The 16686-nt window shown below is 66.2% G+C and carries 11 protein-coding genes; 8 read left to right on the top strand and 3 right to left on the bottom strand.

The features are described from left to right. Window positions 1-52: 52 nt before the first annotated feature. Window positions 53-739 carry a phosphoribosyltransferase gene (locus tag KBY96_RS00370; RefSeq protein ID WP_254977227.1) on the top strand — a complete coding sequence of 229 codons (687 nt, stop codon included), beginning with the start codon at window positions 53-55 and terminating at the stop codon, window positions 737-739. Window positions 740-776: 37 nt separating this feature from the next. Here KBY96_RS00370 and KBY96_RS00365 read toward each other — a convergent pair whose 3' ends face one another. Continuing rightward, window positions 777-1838 (bottom strand): L-lactate dehydrogenase, encoded by a 1062-nt coding sequence (locus tag KBY96_RS00365; RefSeq protein ID WP_254977226.1) that lies wholly within the window; start codon window positions 1836-1838, stop codon window positions 777-779. 41 nt (window positions 1839-1879) lie between these two features. Beyond that, window positions 1880-3775: an NAD-binding protein gene (locus tag KBY96_RS00360; RefSeq protein WP_254977225.1), complete on the bottom strand. Its 1896-nt coding sequence runs from the start codon at window positions 3773-3775 to the stop codon at window positions 1880-1882. Between the two features lie 158 nt (window positions 3776-3933). Between KBY96_RS00360 and KBY96_RS00355 the strand changes: the two genes are divergently transcribed. From KBY96_RS00355 to KBY96_RS00335, 5 genes are all read left to right on the top strand, one after another. Continuing rightward, on the top strand, window positions 3934-6450 hold the full coding sequence (locus tag KBY96_RS00355; RefSeq protein WP_254977224.1) for a glycogen/starch/alpha-glucan phosphorylase: 2517 nt from the start codon (window positions 3934-3936) through the stop codon (window positions 6448-6450). Beyond that, window positions 6450-7055: a histidine phosphatase family protein gene (locus KBY96_RS00350; protein ID WP_254977223.1), complete on the top strand. Its 606-nt coding sequence runs from the start codon at window positions 6450-6452 to the stop codon at window positions 7053-7055. Before KBY96_RS00355 ends, KBY96_RS00350 begins: the two co-directional genes overlap by 1 nt. Window positions 7056-7126: 71 nt before the next feature. Next, entirely contained in the window at window positions 7127-8725 is a 1599-nt protein-coding gene (locus KBY96_RS00345) for a glucose-6-phosphate isomerase (protein ID WP_254977222.1), read from the top strand. Beyond that, window positions 8722-10641, top strand: a complete 1920-nt coding sequence (locus tag KBY96_RS00340; protein ID WP_254977221.1) for a transketolase C-terminal domain-containing protein — start codon at window positions 8722-8724, stop codon at window positions 10639-10641. Before KBY96_RS00345 ends, KBY96_RS00340 begins: the two co-directional genes overlap by 4 nt. Before the next feature lie 103 nt (window positions 10642-10744). Next, window positions 10745-10969, top strand: a complete 225-nt coding sequence (locus KBY96_RS00335; RefSeq protein ID WP_254977220.1) for a hypothetical protein — start codon at window positions 10745-10747, stop codon at window positions 10967-10969. Between the two features lie 104 nt (window positions 10970-11073). On the opposite strand, the gene KBY96_RS00330 is transcribed toward KBY96_RS00335, so the two are convergent. Beyond that, the gene (locus KBY96_RS00330) at window positions 11074-12369 is read right to left on the bottom strand and encodes a DUF1576 domain-containing protein (protein WP_254977219.1); all 1296 of its coding nucleotides are present in this window, start codon (window positions 12367-12369) and stop codon (window positions 11074-11076) included. A 328-nt stretch (window positions 12370-12697) separates the two neighbouring features. Here KBY96_RS00330 and KBY96_RS00325 point away from each other — a divergent pair, with 328 nt between their 5' ends. Beyond that, window positions 12698-13993, top strand: a complete 1296-nt coding sequence (locus KBY96_RS00325; protein WP_254977218.1) for a Na/Pi cotransporter family protein — start codon at window positions 12698-12700, stop codon at window positions 13991-13993. A gap of 239 nt (window positions 13994-14232) precedes the next feature. Beyond that, on the top strand, window positions 14233-16683 hold the full coding sequence (locus KBY96_RS00320; protein ID WP_254977217.1) for a phosphoketolase: 2451 nt from the start codon (window positions 14233-14235) through the stop codon (window positions 16681-16683). Window positions 16684-16686 lie beyond the last annotated feature (3 nt).

The raw sequence follows: 16686 nt of genomic DNA, 5'->3' as shown, positions 1-16686 counted from the left end.
CTGGCGACCGGGTCCGGCTTGATCCTGCGACCGCTGAGACGAGCCGGTGGCCATGAACAGCTGGTCTTCCTTCAGGCCTGAGCGGCGGCTGGAGCCTCCCCTCTGGGCCAACCGGCACCAGGCCGGGCTTGAGCTGGCCCGGGCCTGCGGCCGTCTGCGCAACCCAGTGCTGCCCGTGACCCTGGTGGCATTGCCCCGGGGCGGGGTGCCTGTGGCGGCGGCCATGGCCAGCGAACTGGGCTGCTCCCTGGCCACCTGGTCGGTGCGCAAGGTGGCCGATCCCGCCATCCCCGAGGTGGCGATCGGGGCCGTGGCCCCCGGCGGGGTGGCTGTGTGGCGTAATGGCGGCGGCGCCCGCAGCCACGAGAGCGCCGCCCGTCGCCGGGGCTGGCTGGCGGAGCAGGAGGCGGAGCTGGAGCGCCGGCAGCGGCTGTTCGGTGATCCGCCGCCCGAGCAGTTGTGCGGCCGCCATCTGGTGGTGGTGGATGACGGCATTGCCACCGGCATGACGGTGGAGGCGGCCCTGCGGTCGCTGCGCCGCCTGGAGCCGGCTCGGCTGGAGCTGGCGGTGCCGGTGGTGGATCGCCGCGTGGCGGACTGGCTTTCGGCTCTGGTGGATCGCCTCACGGTGCTGGCTCCCGTGGATGACCTCACGTCCGTGGGCCTCTGGTACTCCCAGTTTGAGCAGCTCAGCGACGCCCAGGTGCTGGAGCTGCTGGCCCGGATTCGGACAAAATAGCGGGGCTGCGGGCCGGCCTCGGCAACCAGCAGCGTGCTCAGAAGCCCACTGCGTCGAGAGTCTGGCGCAGCAAACCGGCGCTGCGCTCGAGGTCGCGGCGCTCGTGGGCCGAGAGGGCCAGGCGCAGCCTGGCCACAGCGCCGGTGTGGTTCACCACGGTGGGCAGGCTCAGGCACACATCCGGGAGACCGTCGTCTGCTCCCACCCGGGTGCTGACCGTCAGCACCTGTTCGCGGCTGCGCAGCACCGCCTCCACGATCTCAGCCGTGGCCAGGCCGATGGCCCAGGAGGTGCTGCCCTTGCGCCGGATGATCTCACCGGCCGCCTGGCGCACCTCCCGGTTGAACAGCGCCCACAGTTCGGGATCCTCCACGACCGGGGGATGGCCGCTGTCGTCGAACAGCCCCAGACCTCCCACCGCCACGCGGCTCCATACCGGCACCTCGCTGTCGCCGTGCTCGCCGATCACCCAGGCCTGCACATCGTGGGGGTCGAGACCCACCCGGCGGCTGATCGCCATGCGGAACCGCGCTGAATCCAGCACAGTGCCCGAACCCAGAACACGGTGATGGGGGAAGCCGCTCAGTTCCCCGGCGATGTGGGTGAGCGGATCCACCGGGTTGCTGACCACCAGAAGCACCGCCCGGGGGCAATGCTCCGCGATCGCAGGGATGATGTGGCGGAACAGCTCCGCGTTGGCCTCGATCAGCTCCAGCCGCGACTGGCCTGATTTCTGGGCGACGCCGGCGGTGATCACCACCAGATCGGCGCCCTGGCCCTCCCGCTCGATGCGGCCGGCCCGTACGTCGGCGCGCGGCAGGAAGGGCATGCCGTGGCAGAGGTCCATCACCTCCCCCTCCAGACGTTCGGTGGCCACGTCCACGAGCACCAGCTCCTCCAGGCAGCCGCGATGCAGCATCGACAGGGCGCAGGCCATGCCCACGGCACCGCAGCCCACGATCGCCACCTTGCGGTGGGAGAGGGTGGGTCTCCCCCGGGCAGGGCCCAGAGCGCTGAAGCGCTGGCGCAGCAGCCCCAGGCCTTCGCCCACTGGATCGTGGGGACCTGGGAAGCTGGCGATCGGCGCGAGGTCGGTCATGGCGAGGGGAGATGCCTCGGGGCCCGCAGCCGCTCAAGCTCTCACGCCTCTGCCTGGGGGGCCGCATCCCCGGACACAGGCTCCACCTGGCAGCGCACACCGAGGTGGTGCAGGTCCTGGGCCAGCAGCTCGCTGATGTCCCGATCCAGGCGGGGCGTGTGGTGCTCGGCGCCATCGAGCAGGCCGAGCATCTCGCCGGGCTGGCGTCCCAGCCAGCGGGCCAGGCACTGCTGCAGCTCGAAGCGGCGGTCGCCATCGAGGGGCCCGATCACCTGCAGCCGCAGGCACCAGGCGGGCGGGCTGCTGCGGCCCAGCTCCACCCGCCGCAGAGCGCTCAGGTCGGCCAGCACGGTGAGCTGGTCGCCGGCCGCCACAATCGTTTCGGCCCGGGGCAGCGCCAGGGAGCTGGCGCTGCGGGCACGGCGCAGGGCGATGCAGGTGAGCCCGTAGCCGTTGTCCAGCCGGGTGACGCTGCGGCCGCAGAGGCTGTCATCGGCGCTGATGCCGTAGCGCACCAGCATCAGGGTCACACCGCGGATGCGGCACACCCCCAGCACCACTTCGCCGAAGGCCGTGGCCACGATCGCGTCCGCCACCAGGTCGGTGGTGGAGATCACGGTCATTCCCCCGAGCAGATCCCCCAGCTGCTCGGAGGCCCCCATCGCGGCGGCGAGCAGGGCCAGCCGTGCCTGCGGCCAGCGCTGCTGCAGGGCCAGGGCGGTATGCAGGTTGCCCAGCAGATCTGCTGACAACACCCCCACCCCTGCGGCCGGTTGGCGGGGTAGCAAGGCCAGGGCCTCCTCCAGCCGCAGAGGTGGTGCCGCGCCGCTGCCCTCCTGCTCGCTCACCCGCAGCACACTGCAGCGCTCACGCTCCAGATCCTGCTGAACCCGATCGGCGAGGGCCCCGCCCTCGATCAGCAGCACCAGCGGGCGGTCCCGGCGCGGCGCCCGCGGTCGCCGCAACCCCAGGCGATCGCGCAGCAGCCACTCCAGGATCACCGCCACCAGGGCGGAGGTGAGCATCGTGCCCACCAGGGCATAGAGCAAACTTCCTCCGATCAGCCAGCCGCTGGCCTCGCCGATGGAGCGCTCGTCGGTGAGGAACACGGCCACCGCGTCCACGTACTCGCCCTTGAGCAGGGCCAGGGTCACAAACACCCCCTGCCGCCAGCCGTGGGGGCCGGCGAACAGCTGCAGCCCGGCCAGCAGCAGGGCCAGCACGGCTCCAACCAGGATCCACTGCAGAGATGTGCGTCGCTGCAGCCAGCCCTGAAGCCGCTCTCGCCAGCGCCACCAGCCCGTCCAGGGCCTCTGCTGCTGGCCTTCAGCCCCCCCTGCAGTCAGGGTCGCGCTGGGCAGCGGCAGGCCCACCAGAGCCAGCGGTGTCACCAGCAGCGGTGGACCCTCCGTGGTGCCGAGATGGAGTACCCGCTGGTAGCGGCGGTCCTCCAGGCGTCCTTCGGTGAGGCCGTAGGCCTGGCCCTCCACCCGAAACAGGGCCGCCTCGCGGCTGGGCCGCAGGGCGGCGGTGATGGCCTCGGCCGTGAGCAGCACCGGATCCACCACGGCGATGCCGGGCAGTTTCTCCTCCAGCAGCGCGGCGAAGTCGGCCTGCTGACTGGAGGAGCGCACCACGATCTGGGCCCGGGGATTGAGCAGCCGCACCTGCAGGGCGGCCTCGAAATTCACCGTGCTCAGGGAGCTGAGCAACAGCACGCTGCGGGCCTGCTCCGCCCCTGCCGCCCGCAGCACATGGGGGAGGCGCATGTCACCGAGCACCAGGTCGGGATCCAGCCGTCGCTCCAGTTCGGGATCGCGCCAGCTGGGACGCTGCAGATCGAGGCCGCGCAGGGCCACATCAAAACGGCTGAGGCGCTGCAGGCAGGCCTGGCCCATGGCACCGAGGCCGCACACCAGCACCGGTGGCGTCGCCATCACACCTGCAGGGCAACGCAGTCAGGTTATGGCCCCCCAGCCACGCTTCCCGGCGTTCAGGCCGGTGAGGTTGTGTGGACTACGTCCCTACCTTGCCGGTGTTGATGTGCCGTTAACCCTGGGGGCTCAGGGTGTGGGAAATGCGATCCCTTGCGGCCATGACCAGCACCTCCTCCCGGGCCGAGCTGCCCACTCCCGCCGGTTACGGCGATCCTCAGCGCAACGGCCTCAGCGCCGGCGATCTGTTCGACGGCATGACCGAACACCTTCTCTACACCTTGGGCATCCGGGTGCAGGGGGCCAGCGTGCACGACCTCTACATGGCCCTGAGCTATGCGGTGCGCGACCGGCTGATGACCCGCCACCTCGCCACCAAGGACCAGCTGCGCGGCGGGGCCTCCAAGGTGGTGGCCTACCTCTCGGCCGAGTTTCTGATCGGTCCCCAGCTGGGCAACAACCTGCTGATGCTGGGCATCCAGGGCGAGGCCGCCGAAGCCGTGCAGCGCTTCGGCGGCCCGGGGCTGTCGGAGCTGCTGGCGGTGGAGGAGGAGCCCGGCCTGGGCAACGGCGGCCTCGGCCGCCTGGCCGCCTGCTATCTGGAGTCGCTCGCCAGCCTGGAGATCCCCGCCAGTGGCTACGGCATCCGCTACGAGTTCGGCATCTTCGACCAGGTGATCAGGGACGGCTGGCAGGTGGAGATCACCGACAAGTGGCTCAAGGGCGGCTGGCCCTGGGAGCTGGTGTACCCCGATCAGAGCGTGTCGGTGGGCTTTGGGGGCCATGTGGAGAGCTACTGGGATCAGTCTGGAGCTGAGCGCAGGCGCTGGCTGCCGGCCTACCGGGCCCTCGGCGTTCCCCACGACGTGCCGGTGCTGGGCTACCGGGTGAACAGCTGTGACCGGATCCGGCTGTGGCGCGCAGTGGCGGCGGAATCCTTCGATGTGCACGCCTTCAACGCCGGTGATTTCCAGCGGGCCGTGCAGGAGAAGGTGGCCAGCGAAACCCTCTCCAAGGTGCTCTACCCCAACGACGGCACCGATCAGGGCAAGCGTTTGCGGCTCGAGCAGCAGCACTTCTTCGTGAGCTGCTCGCTGCAGGACATGCTGCGCCACCTCGACCAGCGCGGCGCCCCGGTGCAGACCTTCGCCGACCACTGGGCCGTGCAGCTCAACGACACCCATCCCGCCATCGCCGTGGCCGAGCTGATGCGGTTGCTGGTGGATGAGCGCCAGCTGGGCTGGGACGAAGCCTGGCAGATCACAGGCGCCGCCATCGCCTACACCAATCACACCCTGCTGCCGGAGGCCCTGGAGCGCTGGGAGCTGGGCCTGTTCGGCTCCCTGCTGCCGCGTCATCTGGAGATCATCTACGAGATCAATGCCCGCTTCCTGCAGCAGGTGCGGCTGCAGGCTCCCGGTGATCTCGAGCTGCTGGGGCGGGTGTCGATCATCCAGGAGGACGGCCCCAGGGCGGTGCGCATGGCCCATCTGGCCACCGTTGCGGCCCACCACGTCAACGGCGTGGCGGCCCTGCACAGCGCCTTGGTGAAGACCGACCTCTTCCCCGATTTCGCCGCCCTCTGGCCGCAGAAGTTCACCAACATCACCAACGGTGTGACGCCCCGGCGTTGGCTGGCCCTTGCCAATCCGCCCATGGACGCGTTGCTGGGCGACACCATCGGCGCCGATTGGCCGGCCCATATCGAGCGCCTGCGGGAGCTGGAACCCCTCGCCGCCGACAGCGGCTTCCAGCAGCGCTGGGCGGCCTGCAAGCTCGACTGCAAGCGCCGGCTCGCCGCCGTGATCGCCGAGCAGTCGCAGCTGCTGGTGGATCCCACCTCCCTGTTCGACGTGCAGGTGAAGCGGATCCATGAATACAAGCGCCAGCACCTCAATGCCCTGCAGGTGGTGCTGCAGTACCTGCGCATCAAGCACGGCGACACCGAGGGCATGGTGCCCCGCACGGTGATCTTCGGAGGCAAGGCGGCGCCCGGCTACTGGATGGCGAAGCTGATCATCCGCTTCATCAACGGCATCGCCCAGACGATCAACGCCGATCCCCACAGCCGCGGCCTGCTCAATGTGGCCTTTCTCGCGGATTACAACGTGAAGCTGGGCGAGCGGGTGTACCCGGCCGCCGATCTGTCGGAGCAGATCTCCACCGCCGGCCTGGAGGCGTCCGGCACGGGAAACATGAAGTTCGCCCTCAATGGCGCGCTCACCATCGGAACCCTCGACGGCGCCAACGTGGAGATCCGCGAGCAGGTGGGCGCGGAGAACTTCTTCCTGTTCGGCAACACCACCGAGCAGATCGCCGAGCTGCGCCGCGACTACCGGCCCTGGGAATGGGTGGAGCGGGTGCCGCTGCTGCGGGAGGCCCTCGAGCTGATCGAACGCGGCCACTTCAGCGACGGTGACACCGACCTGTTCCGGCCGCTGGTGCAGACCATCGTGGGCAGCGATTCCTACTTCCTGCTGGCTGATCTTGGCGACTACCTGCGCAGCCAGAACGAGGCCTCGCGCCTGTGGGCCGATCCCCCGGCCTGGCAACGTGCGTCGATTCTCAACACCGCCCGCAGCGGCTACTTCAGTTCCGACCGCGCCATCCGTGAGTACGCCGAGCGGGTGTGGGGGGTGCAGCCCCTGCCAGTGGTGATGACGCAGGGGGCGGGCTGATGGCCTCCACGGCGCCTGCATCCCCCCCCCCTGCCGGCCACGGTGAGGTGGTGCTCATCCGTCATGGCGAAACCGAATGGAGCCTCTCCGGCCAGCACACCGGCCGCACCGACATCCCCCTCACCGCCCACGGCGAACAGCAGGCGCTGAGGCTGGCCCCGGCACTGGCGGGCCGCCACGTCCAGCGGGTGCTGTGCAGTCCGCTGCGACGGGCACGCCGCACCTGCGAGCTGGCCGGTCTGGGCGCCGAGGCTGAGATCGAGCCGGATCTGTTGGAGTGGGACTACGGCGCCTACGAGGGCCGCACCCCGGCCCAGATCCGGGCCGAAGTGCCCGACTGGCTGGTGTTCCGCGATGGCTGTCCGGGAGGGGAGTTGCCCCAGGCCATCGGCGCGCGGGTGGATCGGGTGATCGAGCGCGTGCGGGCGCTGGATGGCCCGCTGGCCCTGTTTGCCCACGGCCATGTGCTGCGGGTGCTGGGCGCCCGCTGGATCGGTCTGCCGCCCGCCGCTGGGGCCCACTTTCTGCTCGACACCTCCACCCTCACCGTCCTCTCCTGGTATCGGGGGGTGCCGGCGATCCGCTGCTGGAACGCCCCGCTTTGAGCCGCCCCCATCCCCTTCCAGCCATCCCCTTCCACCCATTCCCTCGTCCGCCGATGCCGGCGGCTCAGCCCATGACCGATGCCTGGCAGCGCTACCAGCAGTGGCTGGTGCATCTCCCCGATCTCGATCTCTACCTGGATGCCAGCCGCATGGCGGTGGATGAGGCGGACGTGCATCGGTTGGCCGAGCCGTTCGATCGCGCCTTTGCGGCCATGGAGGCCCTGGAAGCCGGGGCCATCGCCAATCCGGATGAGCAGCGCATGGTGGGGCACTACTGGCTGCGGGACCCGCAGCGCGCCCCCAGCCCGGACATCCGAGAGGCGATCAGCGGCGGCCTGCAGGCGATCGAGCGCTTCGCCGCCGACATCCACCTCGGGCGGATCAGGCCCCCCGAGGCCGAGCGGTTCACCCATCTGCTGGCGATCGGCATTGGCGGTTCCGCCCTTGGGCCCCAATTCGTGGCGGCGGCCCTGGCACCGGATCAGCCCTCTCTGGCGATGCACTTCATCGACAACACCGACCCGGCTGGCATCGACCGGGTGCTGGCCGCTCTGCAGGAGCGTCTTCCCACCACCCTGGTGCTGGTCACCAGCAAGTCCGGTGGCACACCGGAACCCCGCAACGGCATGCTCGAGGTGCGAGAGGCCTTCGAGCGGCAGGGGCTCGATTTCCCGCCCCAGGCCGTGGCGATCACCATGCCCGGCAGCCGCATGGACCAACTGGCGGAGCAGCAGCACTGGCTGGCCAGGTTTGCCATGCACGACTGGGTGGGCGGACGCAGCTCGGAGCTCTCGGCGGTGGGGTTGCTGCCGGCGGCGCTGCAGGGCATCGACATCCGTGGCCTGCTGGAGGGGGCTCGACGGATGGATGCCAGCACCCGCCTGCGTGACATCCGCCGCAATCCGGCGGCCCTGCTCGCCCTCTGCTGGCACTGCGCCGGTGAGGGGCGAGGCAGCAAGGACATGGTGGTGCTGCCCTACAAGGACAGCCTGCTGCTGTTCAGCCGCTACCTCCAGCAGCTGGTGATGGAGTCGCTCGGCAAGGAGCGCGACCTGGATGGCCAGGTGGTGCATCAGGGCATCGCCGTGTACGGCAACAAGGGCTCCACCGATCAGCACGCCTACGTGCAGCATCTGCGGGAGGGGATCCCCAACTTCTTCGCCACCTTCATCGAGGTGCTGGACGACCGCTCGGGGGACTCGATTGAGGTGGAGCCTGGCGTGACCAGCGGGGATTTCCTCTGCGGTTTTCTGCTGGGCACCCGCCAGGCCCTGCATGAGAACGGCCGCCAGTCGATCACCATCACCATCCCCCGGGTTGATGGCCTGCGGGTGGGGGCCCTGATCGCCCTCTATGAGCGGGCGGTGGGCCTCTACGCCTCGCTGGTAAACATCAACGCCTATCACCAGCCAGGCGTGGAGGCGGGCAAGACGGCAGCTGCGGCGATCCTGGCGCTTCAGGCCCGGGTGCTGGAGGCCCTGAAGGCCGCTGAGTCGCCCCGCTCCCTGCAGGAGCTGGCAGCGGATGCCAATGCCGCCGATCGGGTTGAGACTGTGTATCAGGTGCTGCGCCACCGAGCTGCCAATGACCCCGGGATCGAGCTCAGCGGCGATCCCGCCAGCCCCGATTCCCTGCGCTTCCGCCACCGTCAGCCTGCCCTGCGTTCATGACCCTCACCAGCGCCCCCGCCACCTTCCCGATCGATCTCGGCGCCTACCGGCCGCTGTCGCTCGATCTCGCCCAGCCCGGCCTCAGCGACAGCCAGCGGGCAGACCTGCAGGCCAACATCCAGCTCTGCCGCGACGCCATCGTGTTCTTCACCGCCACCGGCGCCGCCCGGGGGGTGGGCGGGCACACCGGCGGGCCCTACGACGTGGTGCCGGAGGTGGTGCTGCTGGACGCGCTCTTCCGCGGCAACCCGGACCGGTTTGTGCCGATCTTCTTTGATGAGGCCGGCCACCGGGTGGCGATCCAGTACCTGATGGCGGTGCTGCAGGGCCATCTGCCGGCCGATGCGCTGCTGCGCTATCGCGAGGCCCATGCGCGCCTGCCCGGCCACCCGGAGCTGGGCCTCACCCCCGGGGTGGCCTTCAGTTCCGGTCGCCTCGGTCACCTCTGGCCGTTCGTGAACGGTGTGGCCCTGGCGAATCCCGATCGGGTGCTGGTGTGCCTGGGCTCCGATGGCGCCCAGCAGGAGGGGGATGACGCCGAGGCGGCCCGCTTTGCGGTGGCCCACGGGCTCAACGTGAAGCTGCTGATCGACGACAACGACGTGACGATCGCCGGCCACCCCTCCGACTACATGCCGGGCTACGACCTGGAGAGCACCCTGGCGGGTCATGGTCTGGCGACCCTGTCCGGGGACGGAGAGGACCTTGACGACCTCCACCGGCGACTGCGCCAGGCGGTGCTCAGCGACGGCCCGGTGGCCCTGATCAACCGCCGGCCGATGGCGGTGGGCATCGCCGGCATCGAAGGCTCCACCCACGGCCACGACGTGATTCCGGTGGACCGGGCGATCACCTATCTCGAGGCCCGTGGCCGCCAGGAGGCGGCCGACCACCTGCGCGCGATCACCAAACCGGAGAACCCCACCGGCCGCCGCGGCAGCGGCGAGCGCATGGAGGCCAACCGCAACGTGTTCGGCGACACCCTGGTGGAGATCCTGGCTGGGCTGTCGCCGGAGCAACGCAAACAACGGGTGCTGTGTGTGGACAGCGATCTGGAGGGCTCCTGCGGCCTGGCCCAGATCCGCAAGGCCTACCCGGAGATCTTCGTGCGCGGCGGCATCATGGAGCGTGCCAATTTCTCCGCCGCGGCTGGTTTCGGCATGGAGGCTGGCCGCCAGGGGATCTTCGCCACCTTCAGCGCCTTCCTGGAGATGTGCATCTCCGAGATCACCATGGCGCGGCTCAATGGTGCCAACGTGCTGGCCCACTTCTCCCATGCCGGCATCGACGACATGGCCGACAACACCTGCCATTTCGGCCTCAACAACCTGTTCGCCGACAATGGGCTGGAGGAGGGGAACAGCACCCGGCTCTACTTCCCCGCCGACGCCGGCCAGATGGGGGCCTGCGTGCAGGCGGTGTTCAAGGATCCAGGGCTGCGCTTCGTGTTTTCCACCCGCTCCAAGGTGCCCAACCTGCTCGACCACCAGGGCCACGACCTCTACGGCGAGGACTACGTGTTCCATCCGGGTCGGGATGAATGGGTTCGTCGGGGGGGCGATGGGGTGATCGTGAGCTTCGGCGAGTCGCTCTACCGCTGCCTCGATGCCGTGGAGCAGCTGCGCGAGGAGGGTCTGGAGGTGGGCCTGGTGAACAAGGCCACGCTCAACGTGGTGGATGAGGCGATGCTGGCGGAGCTGGGCCGTCAGCCCTTCGTGCTGGTGGTGGAGAGCTTCAACCGCCGCACCGGCCTGGGCAGCCGTTTCGGCACCTGGCTGCTGGAGCGCGGCTTCACCCCCCGCTACGGCCACCTGGGCACCTGGCGGGAGGGCTGTGGTGGCCTCTGGGAGCAGTTCCCCCACCAGGGCATCGATGCTGCCGGGATCGTCAGCCACGTGCGCGGGCTGCGGGACTGAGGGTTGTCTGTGACACAGATTGCGAAGTCTTATTGCAGACGCCCCTGACCTCGACAAGCACCCCTCGGTATGGCGGAATGCAGCCATAGATCTCTGCCGTTCCATGCCCCTGTTCCTGTTCCGTGACGGTTCGATCCGTCAGCTCACCGTTGTTCCCGAGGGAGTGGAGTTCGGGACCTACCAGGATCGCCGGAAGCGGCCGGTGCATGTTGTGCTCGACCCGTATTCCGAACGGCGGCTGCTGGCGGCTCAGCCCCGTCGCCGCAGCGGGCGTTCGCCCTCTGCGGCAGTGGGGATGAGGGCATGTGATCAACCGCAAGCCGCCTGATGGGATTCAGGAGTCGATCCCTTTGATCCTGTGCTGATCGATCTTACGCTGATTGATCCTGCGTTGAGTATGTGCTTGCTCCAGCAGATCCTGGGATGCTCTGTTCACGGTTGTCTACGGCGTTTCTGAACCTCATTGATGGAGATGATCACGGGCACCAGCACGGATGCGACGATGCCCGAAGCAAAACCATTGTTGTAGAGATTGAGCCCACCGTGCACAGAGCCAACACTGAGCGCCGCAGAGGAGTGAATGTAACCGGCCACGGTTCCCCAGCGCCAACCGAAGTGTCCTGAAACCGGCGCCAGGTTGGTGGAAAAGAGAGCAGCGAGCTGGATGGCTGGATCGGCAATCCCCCATGGTTTCGCCAGAGAGCCGAGCACCACTCCCACCATGACCGGCGTGATGTTGAACGGATGCTTGCCGAAGGCGCCGAAGCCTGCAACGGACAGCAAGCCAGCAATCACCGGACCATTGATATCGCCACCGATGGCCAGGATGTAGGCCATCGCCAGCAATCCAGTGAGGCCGATGTTGAGCAGTGTCGCACCCAGTCCAGCCAGGTCAATGAAGTCGCTGGGTGCCTGCCCGGATGAGCGCAGCACATCTTTGAGCCTGGCTGGTGCACGCTTGTCGATCGCCAGGCCGAGCATCATCAAGGACAAGAAGATCACACCCATGAAGATCCCGAGCTGAAGGTTGTGACCTGTTGTCCAGATGAATACCGGCTCCGGTACAAGGTCATAGGACGTTAACAGCGCGACGACCAACACACCAATGAGGCCAGCAGTGAAGCCGACGTTATAAAGCGCAAAGCCCATGTGTGCCTTGGAGAGCTGAGCTGCTGCCGGAGGGAGAATGAAGCTGATCAGCAGGCCGGTGACCACGGCCAAGGGCAGACTGATGGCGGTAGGTAGGATCGTGCTGAATAGAATCTCGGTGACGACAGGTGCCAGCGCGGCTCCGAAGAACGCCGTGTTGATATGCTTCGCAAAGGGTTCGCCACGATAACGGGCATACATCCACACACCGGCAACAATGAACCACACGTTCAGCAGGTTTTTGCCAAACAGGCCGAAGCCCAGCACTAGAAACAGGCAGGCCAACGACGCCCCACCGATGGGCGCCCGCACCTGGTGATAGAGGGCACAGGCCAGCAGCGTGAGGATCCCGGTATGCACCAGACTTCCACCGATACCGGCGATGCCGAAATAATCGGTGAGCAGGGTGTCGCGAGAGGCGAGGATCGCGGCGATACCGCGAACCACCTTGCCTGGCCCATCAACGGCCAAACCGAAGACGATGAATGTTGCCGCATAGGCGGCGACAATGGCCAGAATCAGCGTGTCTTGGCTGGGGTTGGTGGCTGCTGGGTGGCAGGTGATCGGTGTTTGCCTCATCAGTGCTCAATAAAACGTCTATCAGGATGAAGAGAGCAAGCGCTGGTTGGATCACGCATCGTGCCCACCCAGCAAGCCCCCCTCCCTCCAGGAAGTGGTGCTCCCCTGAAACCGAGCCCAAGCGGTAAACGGTCTTCACGATGATCGCATGCAGACTGATGATGGCGAATTCATTGGCTACGGGCATGCTTTCGGAATGATGTAAGGATAGTTAAGTTGCTAAGAACACAGTTAAGGGAATTGGCTGAGTCGGCATTCCTTATGACGCTCTTAACCATGACTCCTCAGATATCGGTCACGCTTGTGAGGCAGTTTCTTGGCTTGGTCGATGACCACTGGCCTGAAAGCCCACAATGGCACTCCCACGCCTGGAGATGGGCCTGGAGATTCTTCAAAGCACACAGGCAGTGCCCAACGGTGGCTGCAGTGGCTCACCGTTATCCTTCTCGTTTACCTGCTGATGGTTTCAGTGGGTGTTCTCAGTCAAGGCTTTCGATCTGTATCCGGTGGCTCAGATGGAGCTGCGGCAATCTTCGAGTTCGCGAATAATCCACTTGTCGGCGTCATCCTGGGTGTTCTGGCCACGGCATTGGTTCAGTCTTCGAGTGCGGTGACCTCCGTGATTGTGGGCCTGGTGGGAGGCGGTTTGCCCATCGCCATCGCGATCCCCATGATCATGGGCTCCAATATGGGAACCACGGTCACCAACACGTTGGCGGCACTTGGCAATGTCAAAGATAGCGAAGCCTTCAACCGGTCATTTTCAGCGGCGACAGTTCACGACTTTTTCAATCTATTCACGATCCTGATCTTTTTGCCCCTCGAACTGTTGTTTCACCCGCTGGAGCAGCTTTCGGGATACTTAGCCAACTGGTTTCAGGGTTCGGACGACATTTCAGTGTCACAATTCGACTTTATCCGCACCATTACCCGCCCCTTGATCAGCGAGATTCGCGATCTCATTCGACTGCTTCCAGGAGGTATCGATGGCGTTGTGATGATTATTAGTGGGATCATCTCTGTGCTAGCGGTTATCTATGGACTGAATATCATGTTGTCCAAGGTTGTCACAGGCAGGGCTTACCGTCTCTTTAATGCTGCTATTGGCAAGACCGGCGCTCTTGCCGTTTTATCTGGGTTGGTGACAACCTTGATAGTCCAGTCCTCGACCCTCACGACCGTTCTGATTGTGCCCATGGCTGGCGCCGGAATCTTCACCCTCGCCCAGGTTTATCCCTTTACTCTGGGGGCCAATATCGGCACCCCGATAACAGCCCTCATGTCTGCCACCGCAATCACGGGTGACTATCAGGTTGTGGCTCTGCAGATTGCAATTGTTCATATTCTCTATAATGGTTTGAGCGTTGCGTTGTTTGCCGCAATACCGCCTCTCTACAGGCTTCCCATGCGCTCGGCTCAGGCCTTGGCGAATGGTGCAAGGCGCTCTCCTTGGATCGTCCCGGGATACATTCTCGGGGTTTTCTTTGTGATCCCTGGGGTTGTGTTTGGAGCACAGGCCGTCTTGGACTATAAGAATCCTCAGGTTGTTGAAGCGGAAGCGAACAAAGAAGTGTATGAGCCTCTGCAAAAAGAAGTTGAGGACAAGCGGATGAGGATTGAATGACTTTTATCTAGCACCCACCTTTGTTTCTCTCTGGCTCAGTGAGTCTCGCGTGATCTCCTCATCCAGACCACCTGCAGCACATCAGCTGCGTGCGGGCCCGAGTCTTCCTCCCGACTGGGGAGAGGGCTGATGTCGGCGCTCAAGGCGGACATCTGTCATGCGTCCCTAACCCGCATTCCTTTCTTTGGCCACTCTTAACCGGATGAGTCCATAGTGCTTTTGACGAAGCTCCCCCCGTCATGACCACCACCCTCCAGCCCACTGGCGCAGCGGTGCCCAGCCCGGCCACCAGCCTCACCACCACCCCGGCCACCAGCGACGAGCTGCAGAAGATCGATGCCTGGTGGCGGGCAGCCAACTACCTGGCGGTGGGGATGATCTACCTGCGTAGCAACCCGCTGCTGCGGGAACCGCTGCGTCCTGAGCACATCAAGAGCAGGCTGCTGGGTCACTGGGGTTCCAGCCCCGGCCAGTCGTTCATCTGGGCCCATGCCAACCGGCTGATCCGCCGGCACGACCTGGACATGATCTACCTGTCCGGCCCGGGCCACGGCGCCCCCGGCGTGCTTGCTCCCACCTATCTGGATGGCTCCTACAGCGAGATCTATCCCGATAAGTCGCAGGACGTTGAGGGCATGAAGCGGTTCATGAAGCAGTTCTCCTTCCCGGGCCACATCGGCAGCCACTGCACCCCGGAAACCCCCGGTTCGATCCATGAGGGTGGCGAGCTGGGCTATGTGCTCTCCCACGCCTGCGGGGCGGTGTTCGACAGCCCTGACCTGATCGCCATCGCCTGCGTGGGTGACGGCGAGGCCGAAACCGGCCCCCTGGCCACCAGCTGGCACATCAACAAGTTTCTCAACCCGATCAGCGACGGCGCCGTGCTGCCGGTGCTGCACCTCAATGGCTACAAGATCGCCAACCCCACCCTGCTGGCCCGCATCCCCCGCGAGGAGCTGGCCTGCCTGATGCGCGGCTACGGCTGGGAGCCGCTGTTCGTGGAGGGCAGCGAGCCGATGGCCATGCACGCCGCCATGGCAGCAGCGATGGACACCGCCGTCGGCCGCATCCTGGCCATCCGGGCCGAGGCCAGAGCCAGCAACGACCCCAACAACGTGTCGCGGCCCGCCTGGCCGATGATCGTGCTGCGCTCCCCCAAGGGCTGGACGGGCCCCAAGGCGCTGGGCGAGAAGAAAATCGAGGACTTCTGGCGCGCCCACCAGGTGCCCCTGAGCGCGCCCCAGAGCGATCCGGCCCAGCTGCAGATGCTGGTGGAGTGGATGGAGAGCTACCGGCCCGAGGAACTCTTCGACGCCAACGGCACCCTCATCCCCGAGCTCCAGGAGCTCTCCCCCCAGGGCCACCGGCGCATGGGCTCCAATCCCCACGCCAATGGCGGCCTGCTGCGCCACAAGCTGCACCTGCCGCCAATCGAGCGCTATGAGGTGGCCCTGGAGGCCCCCGGACAGCTCGAGGCCGAGAACACCTACCCGCTCGGCGAGCTGCTGCGCGATGCCATCGGCCTCAACCCCGATTCCCTGCGGGTGTTCGGGCCGGATGAAACGGCCTCCAACCGGCTCCAGGCGATCTATGAGCGCAGCAAGAAAGTGTGGATGGAGCAGTTCCTCCCCGAGGACCTCAACGGCAGCGAACTGGCCCGTTCCGGTCGGGTGGTGGAGATGCTCAGCGAGCACACCCTGGTGGGAATGATGGAGGGCTATCTGCTCACCGGTCGCTACGGCTTCTTCCACACCTACGAGGCCTTCGCTCACGTGATCGCCTCGATGTTCAACCAGCACGCCAAGTGGCTGGAGAGCTGCATCCACCACGCCCCCTGGCGGGCGCCGATCGGCCCCTGGAACTGCCTGATCTCCAGCACCGTATGGCGCCAGGACCACAACGGCTTCACCCACCAGGATCCCGGCTTCATCGATCTGGCCGGCAACAAGAGTGGTGAGGTGGTGCGGGTGTATTTACCGGCCGATGCCAACTGTCTGCTGGCGGTGGCTGAACAGGCTTTGGTTGAGAGCAACGTCTGCAACATCATCGTGAGCGACAAGCAGAAGCATCTGCAGTACCTCACCCTCGAGCAGGCCCGCGCCCACGTGGCCAAAGGTATCGGCCTCTGGAGCTGGGCCAGCAACGACGACTGCGGCACCGAGCCCGACGAGCCGGATGTGGTGATGGCCTGCGCCGGTGACATCCCCACCAAGGAGACCCTGGCGGCGGTGGAGATTCTGCGGCACGAGATCCCCACCCTCAAGATCCGGGTCCTCAATGTGGTGAAGCTGTTTGCCCTCACCAGCCCCGATGAGCACCCCCACGGCCTGAGCGACCGCGACTTCGACACCCTGTTCACCACCAGCAGGCCCGTGATCTTCAACTTCCACGGCTATCCGTGGCTGATCCACCGCCTCACCTACCACCGCACCAACCACAGCAACATCCACGTGCGCGGCTACAAGGAGAAGGGCAACATCAACACGCCCCTGGAGCTGGCGATGAACAACCAGATCGATCGCTACAACCTGGTGATCGATGTGATCGACCGTGTACCGGGCCTCGGGTCACGCGCTGCCCACATCAAGGAGCGCATGAAGGAGGCGATCCTCGGGCACCGCGCCTATGCCCACGAGCACGGCATGGATGACCCGGCCATCACCCACTGGCGCTGGGGGCTTCAGGCCTGATTT

The sequence above is a fragment of the Cyanobium sp. ATX 6A2 genome (genome assembly GCF_024346355.1).
Taxonomy (GTDB): domain Bacteria; phylum Cyanobacteriota; class Cyanobacteriia; order PCC-6307; family Cyanobiaceae; genus NIES-981.
The sequence above is the reverse complement of the archived record's forward strand: the minus strand, read 5'-3'. Positions and strand labels throughout refer to the sequence as shown.

Coding starts and splice junctions, on each gene's coding strand:
- KBY96_RS00325 (WP_254977218.1), top strand. CDS start 12,698: ATGACCACTGGCCTGAAAGCCCACAATGGCACTCCCACGCCTGGAGAT.
- KBY96_RS00320 (WP_254977217.1), top strand. CDS start 14,233: ATGACCACCACCCTCCAGCCCACTGGCGCAGCGGTGCCCAGCCCGGCC.
- KBY96_RS00370 (WP_254977227.1), top strand. CDS start 53: ATGAACAGCTGGTCTTCCTTCAGGCCTGAGCGGCGGCTGGAGCCTCCC.
- KBY96_RS00335 (WP_254977220.1), top strand. CDS start 10,745: ATGCCCCTGTTCCTGTTCCGTGACGGTTCGATCCGTCAGCTCACCGTT.
- KBY96_RS00360 (WP_254977225.1), bottom strand. CDS start 3,775: ATGGCGACGCCACCGGTGCTGGTGTGCGGCCTCGGTGCCATGGGCCAG.
- KBY96_RS00330 (WP_254977219.1), bottom strand. CDS start 12,369: ATGAGGCAAACACCGATCACCTGCCACCCAGCAGCCACCAACCCCAGC.
- KBY96_RS00345 (WP_254977222.1), top strand. CDS start 7,127: ATGACCGATGCCTGGCAGCGCTACCAGCAGTGGCTGGTGCATCTCCCC.
- KBY96_RS00350 (WP_254977223.1), top strand. CDS start 6,450: ATGGCCTCCACGGCGCCTGCATCCCCCCCCCCTGCCGGCCACGGTGAG.
- KBY96_RS00365 (WP_254977226.1), bottom strand. CDS start 1,838: ATGACCGACCTCGCGCCGATCGCCAGCTTCCCAGGTCCCCACGATCCA.
- KBY96_RS00340 (WP_254977221.1), top strand. CDS start 8,722: ATGACCCTCACCAGCGCCCCCGCCACCTTCCCGATCGATCTCGGCGCC.
- KBY96_RS00355 (WP_254977224.1), top strand. CDS start 3,934: ATGACCAGCACCTCCTCCCGGGCCGAGCTGCCCACTCCCGCCGGTTAC.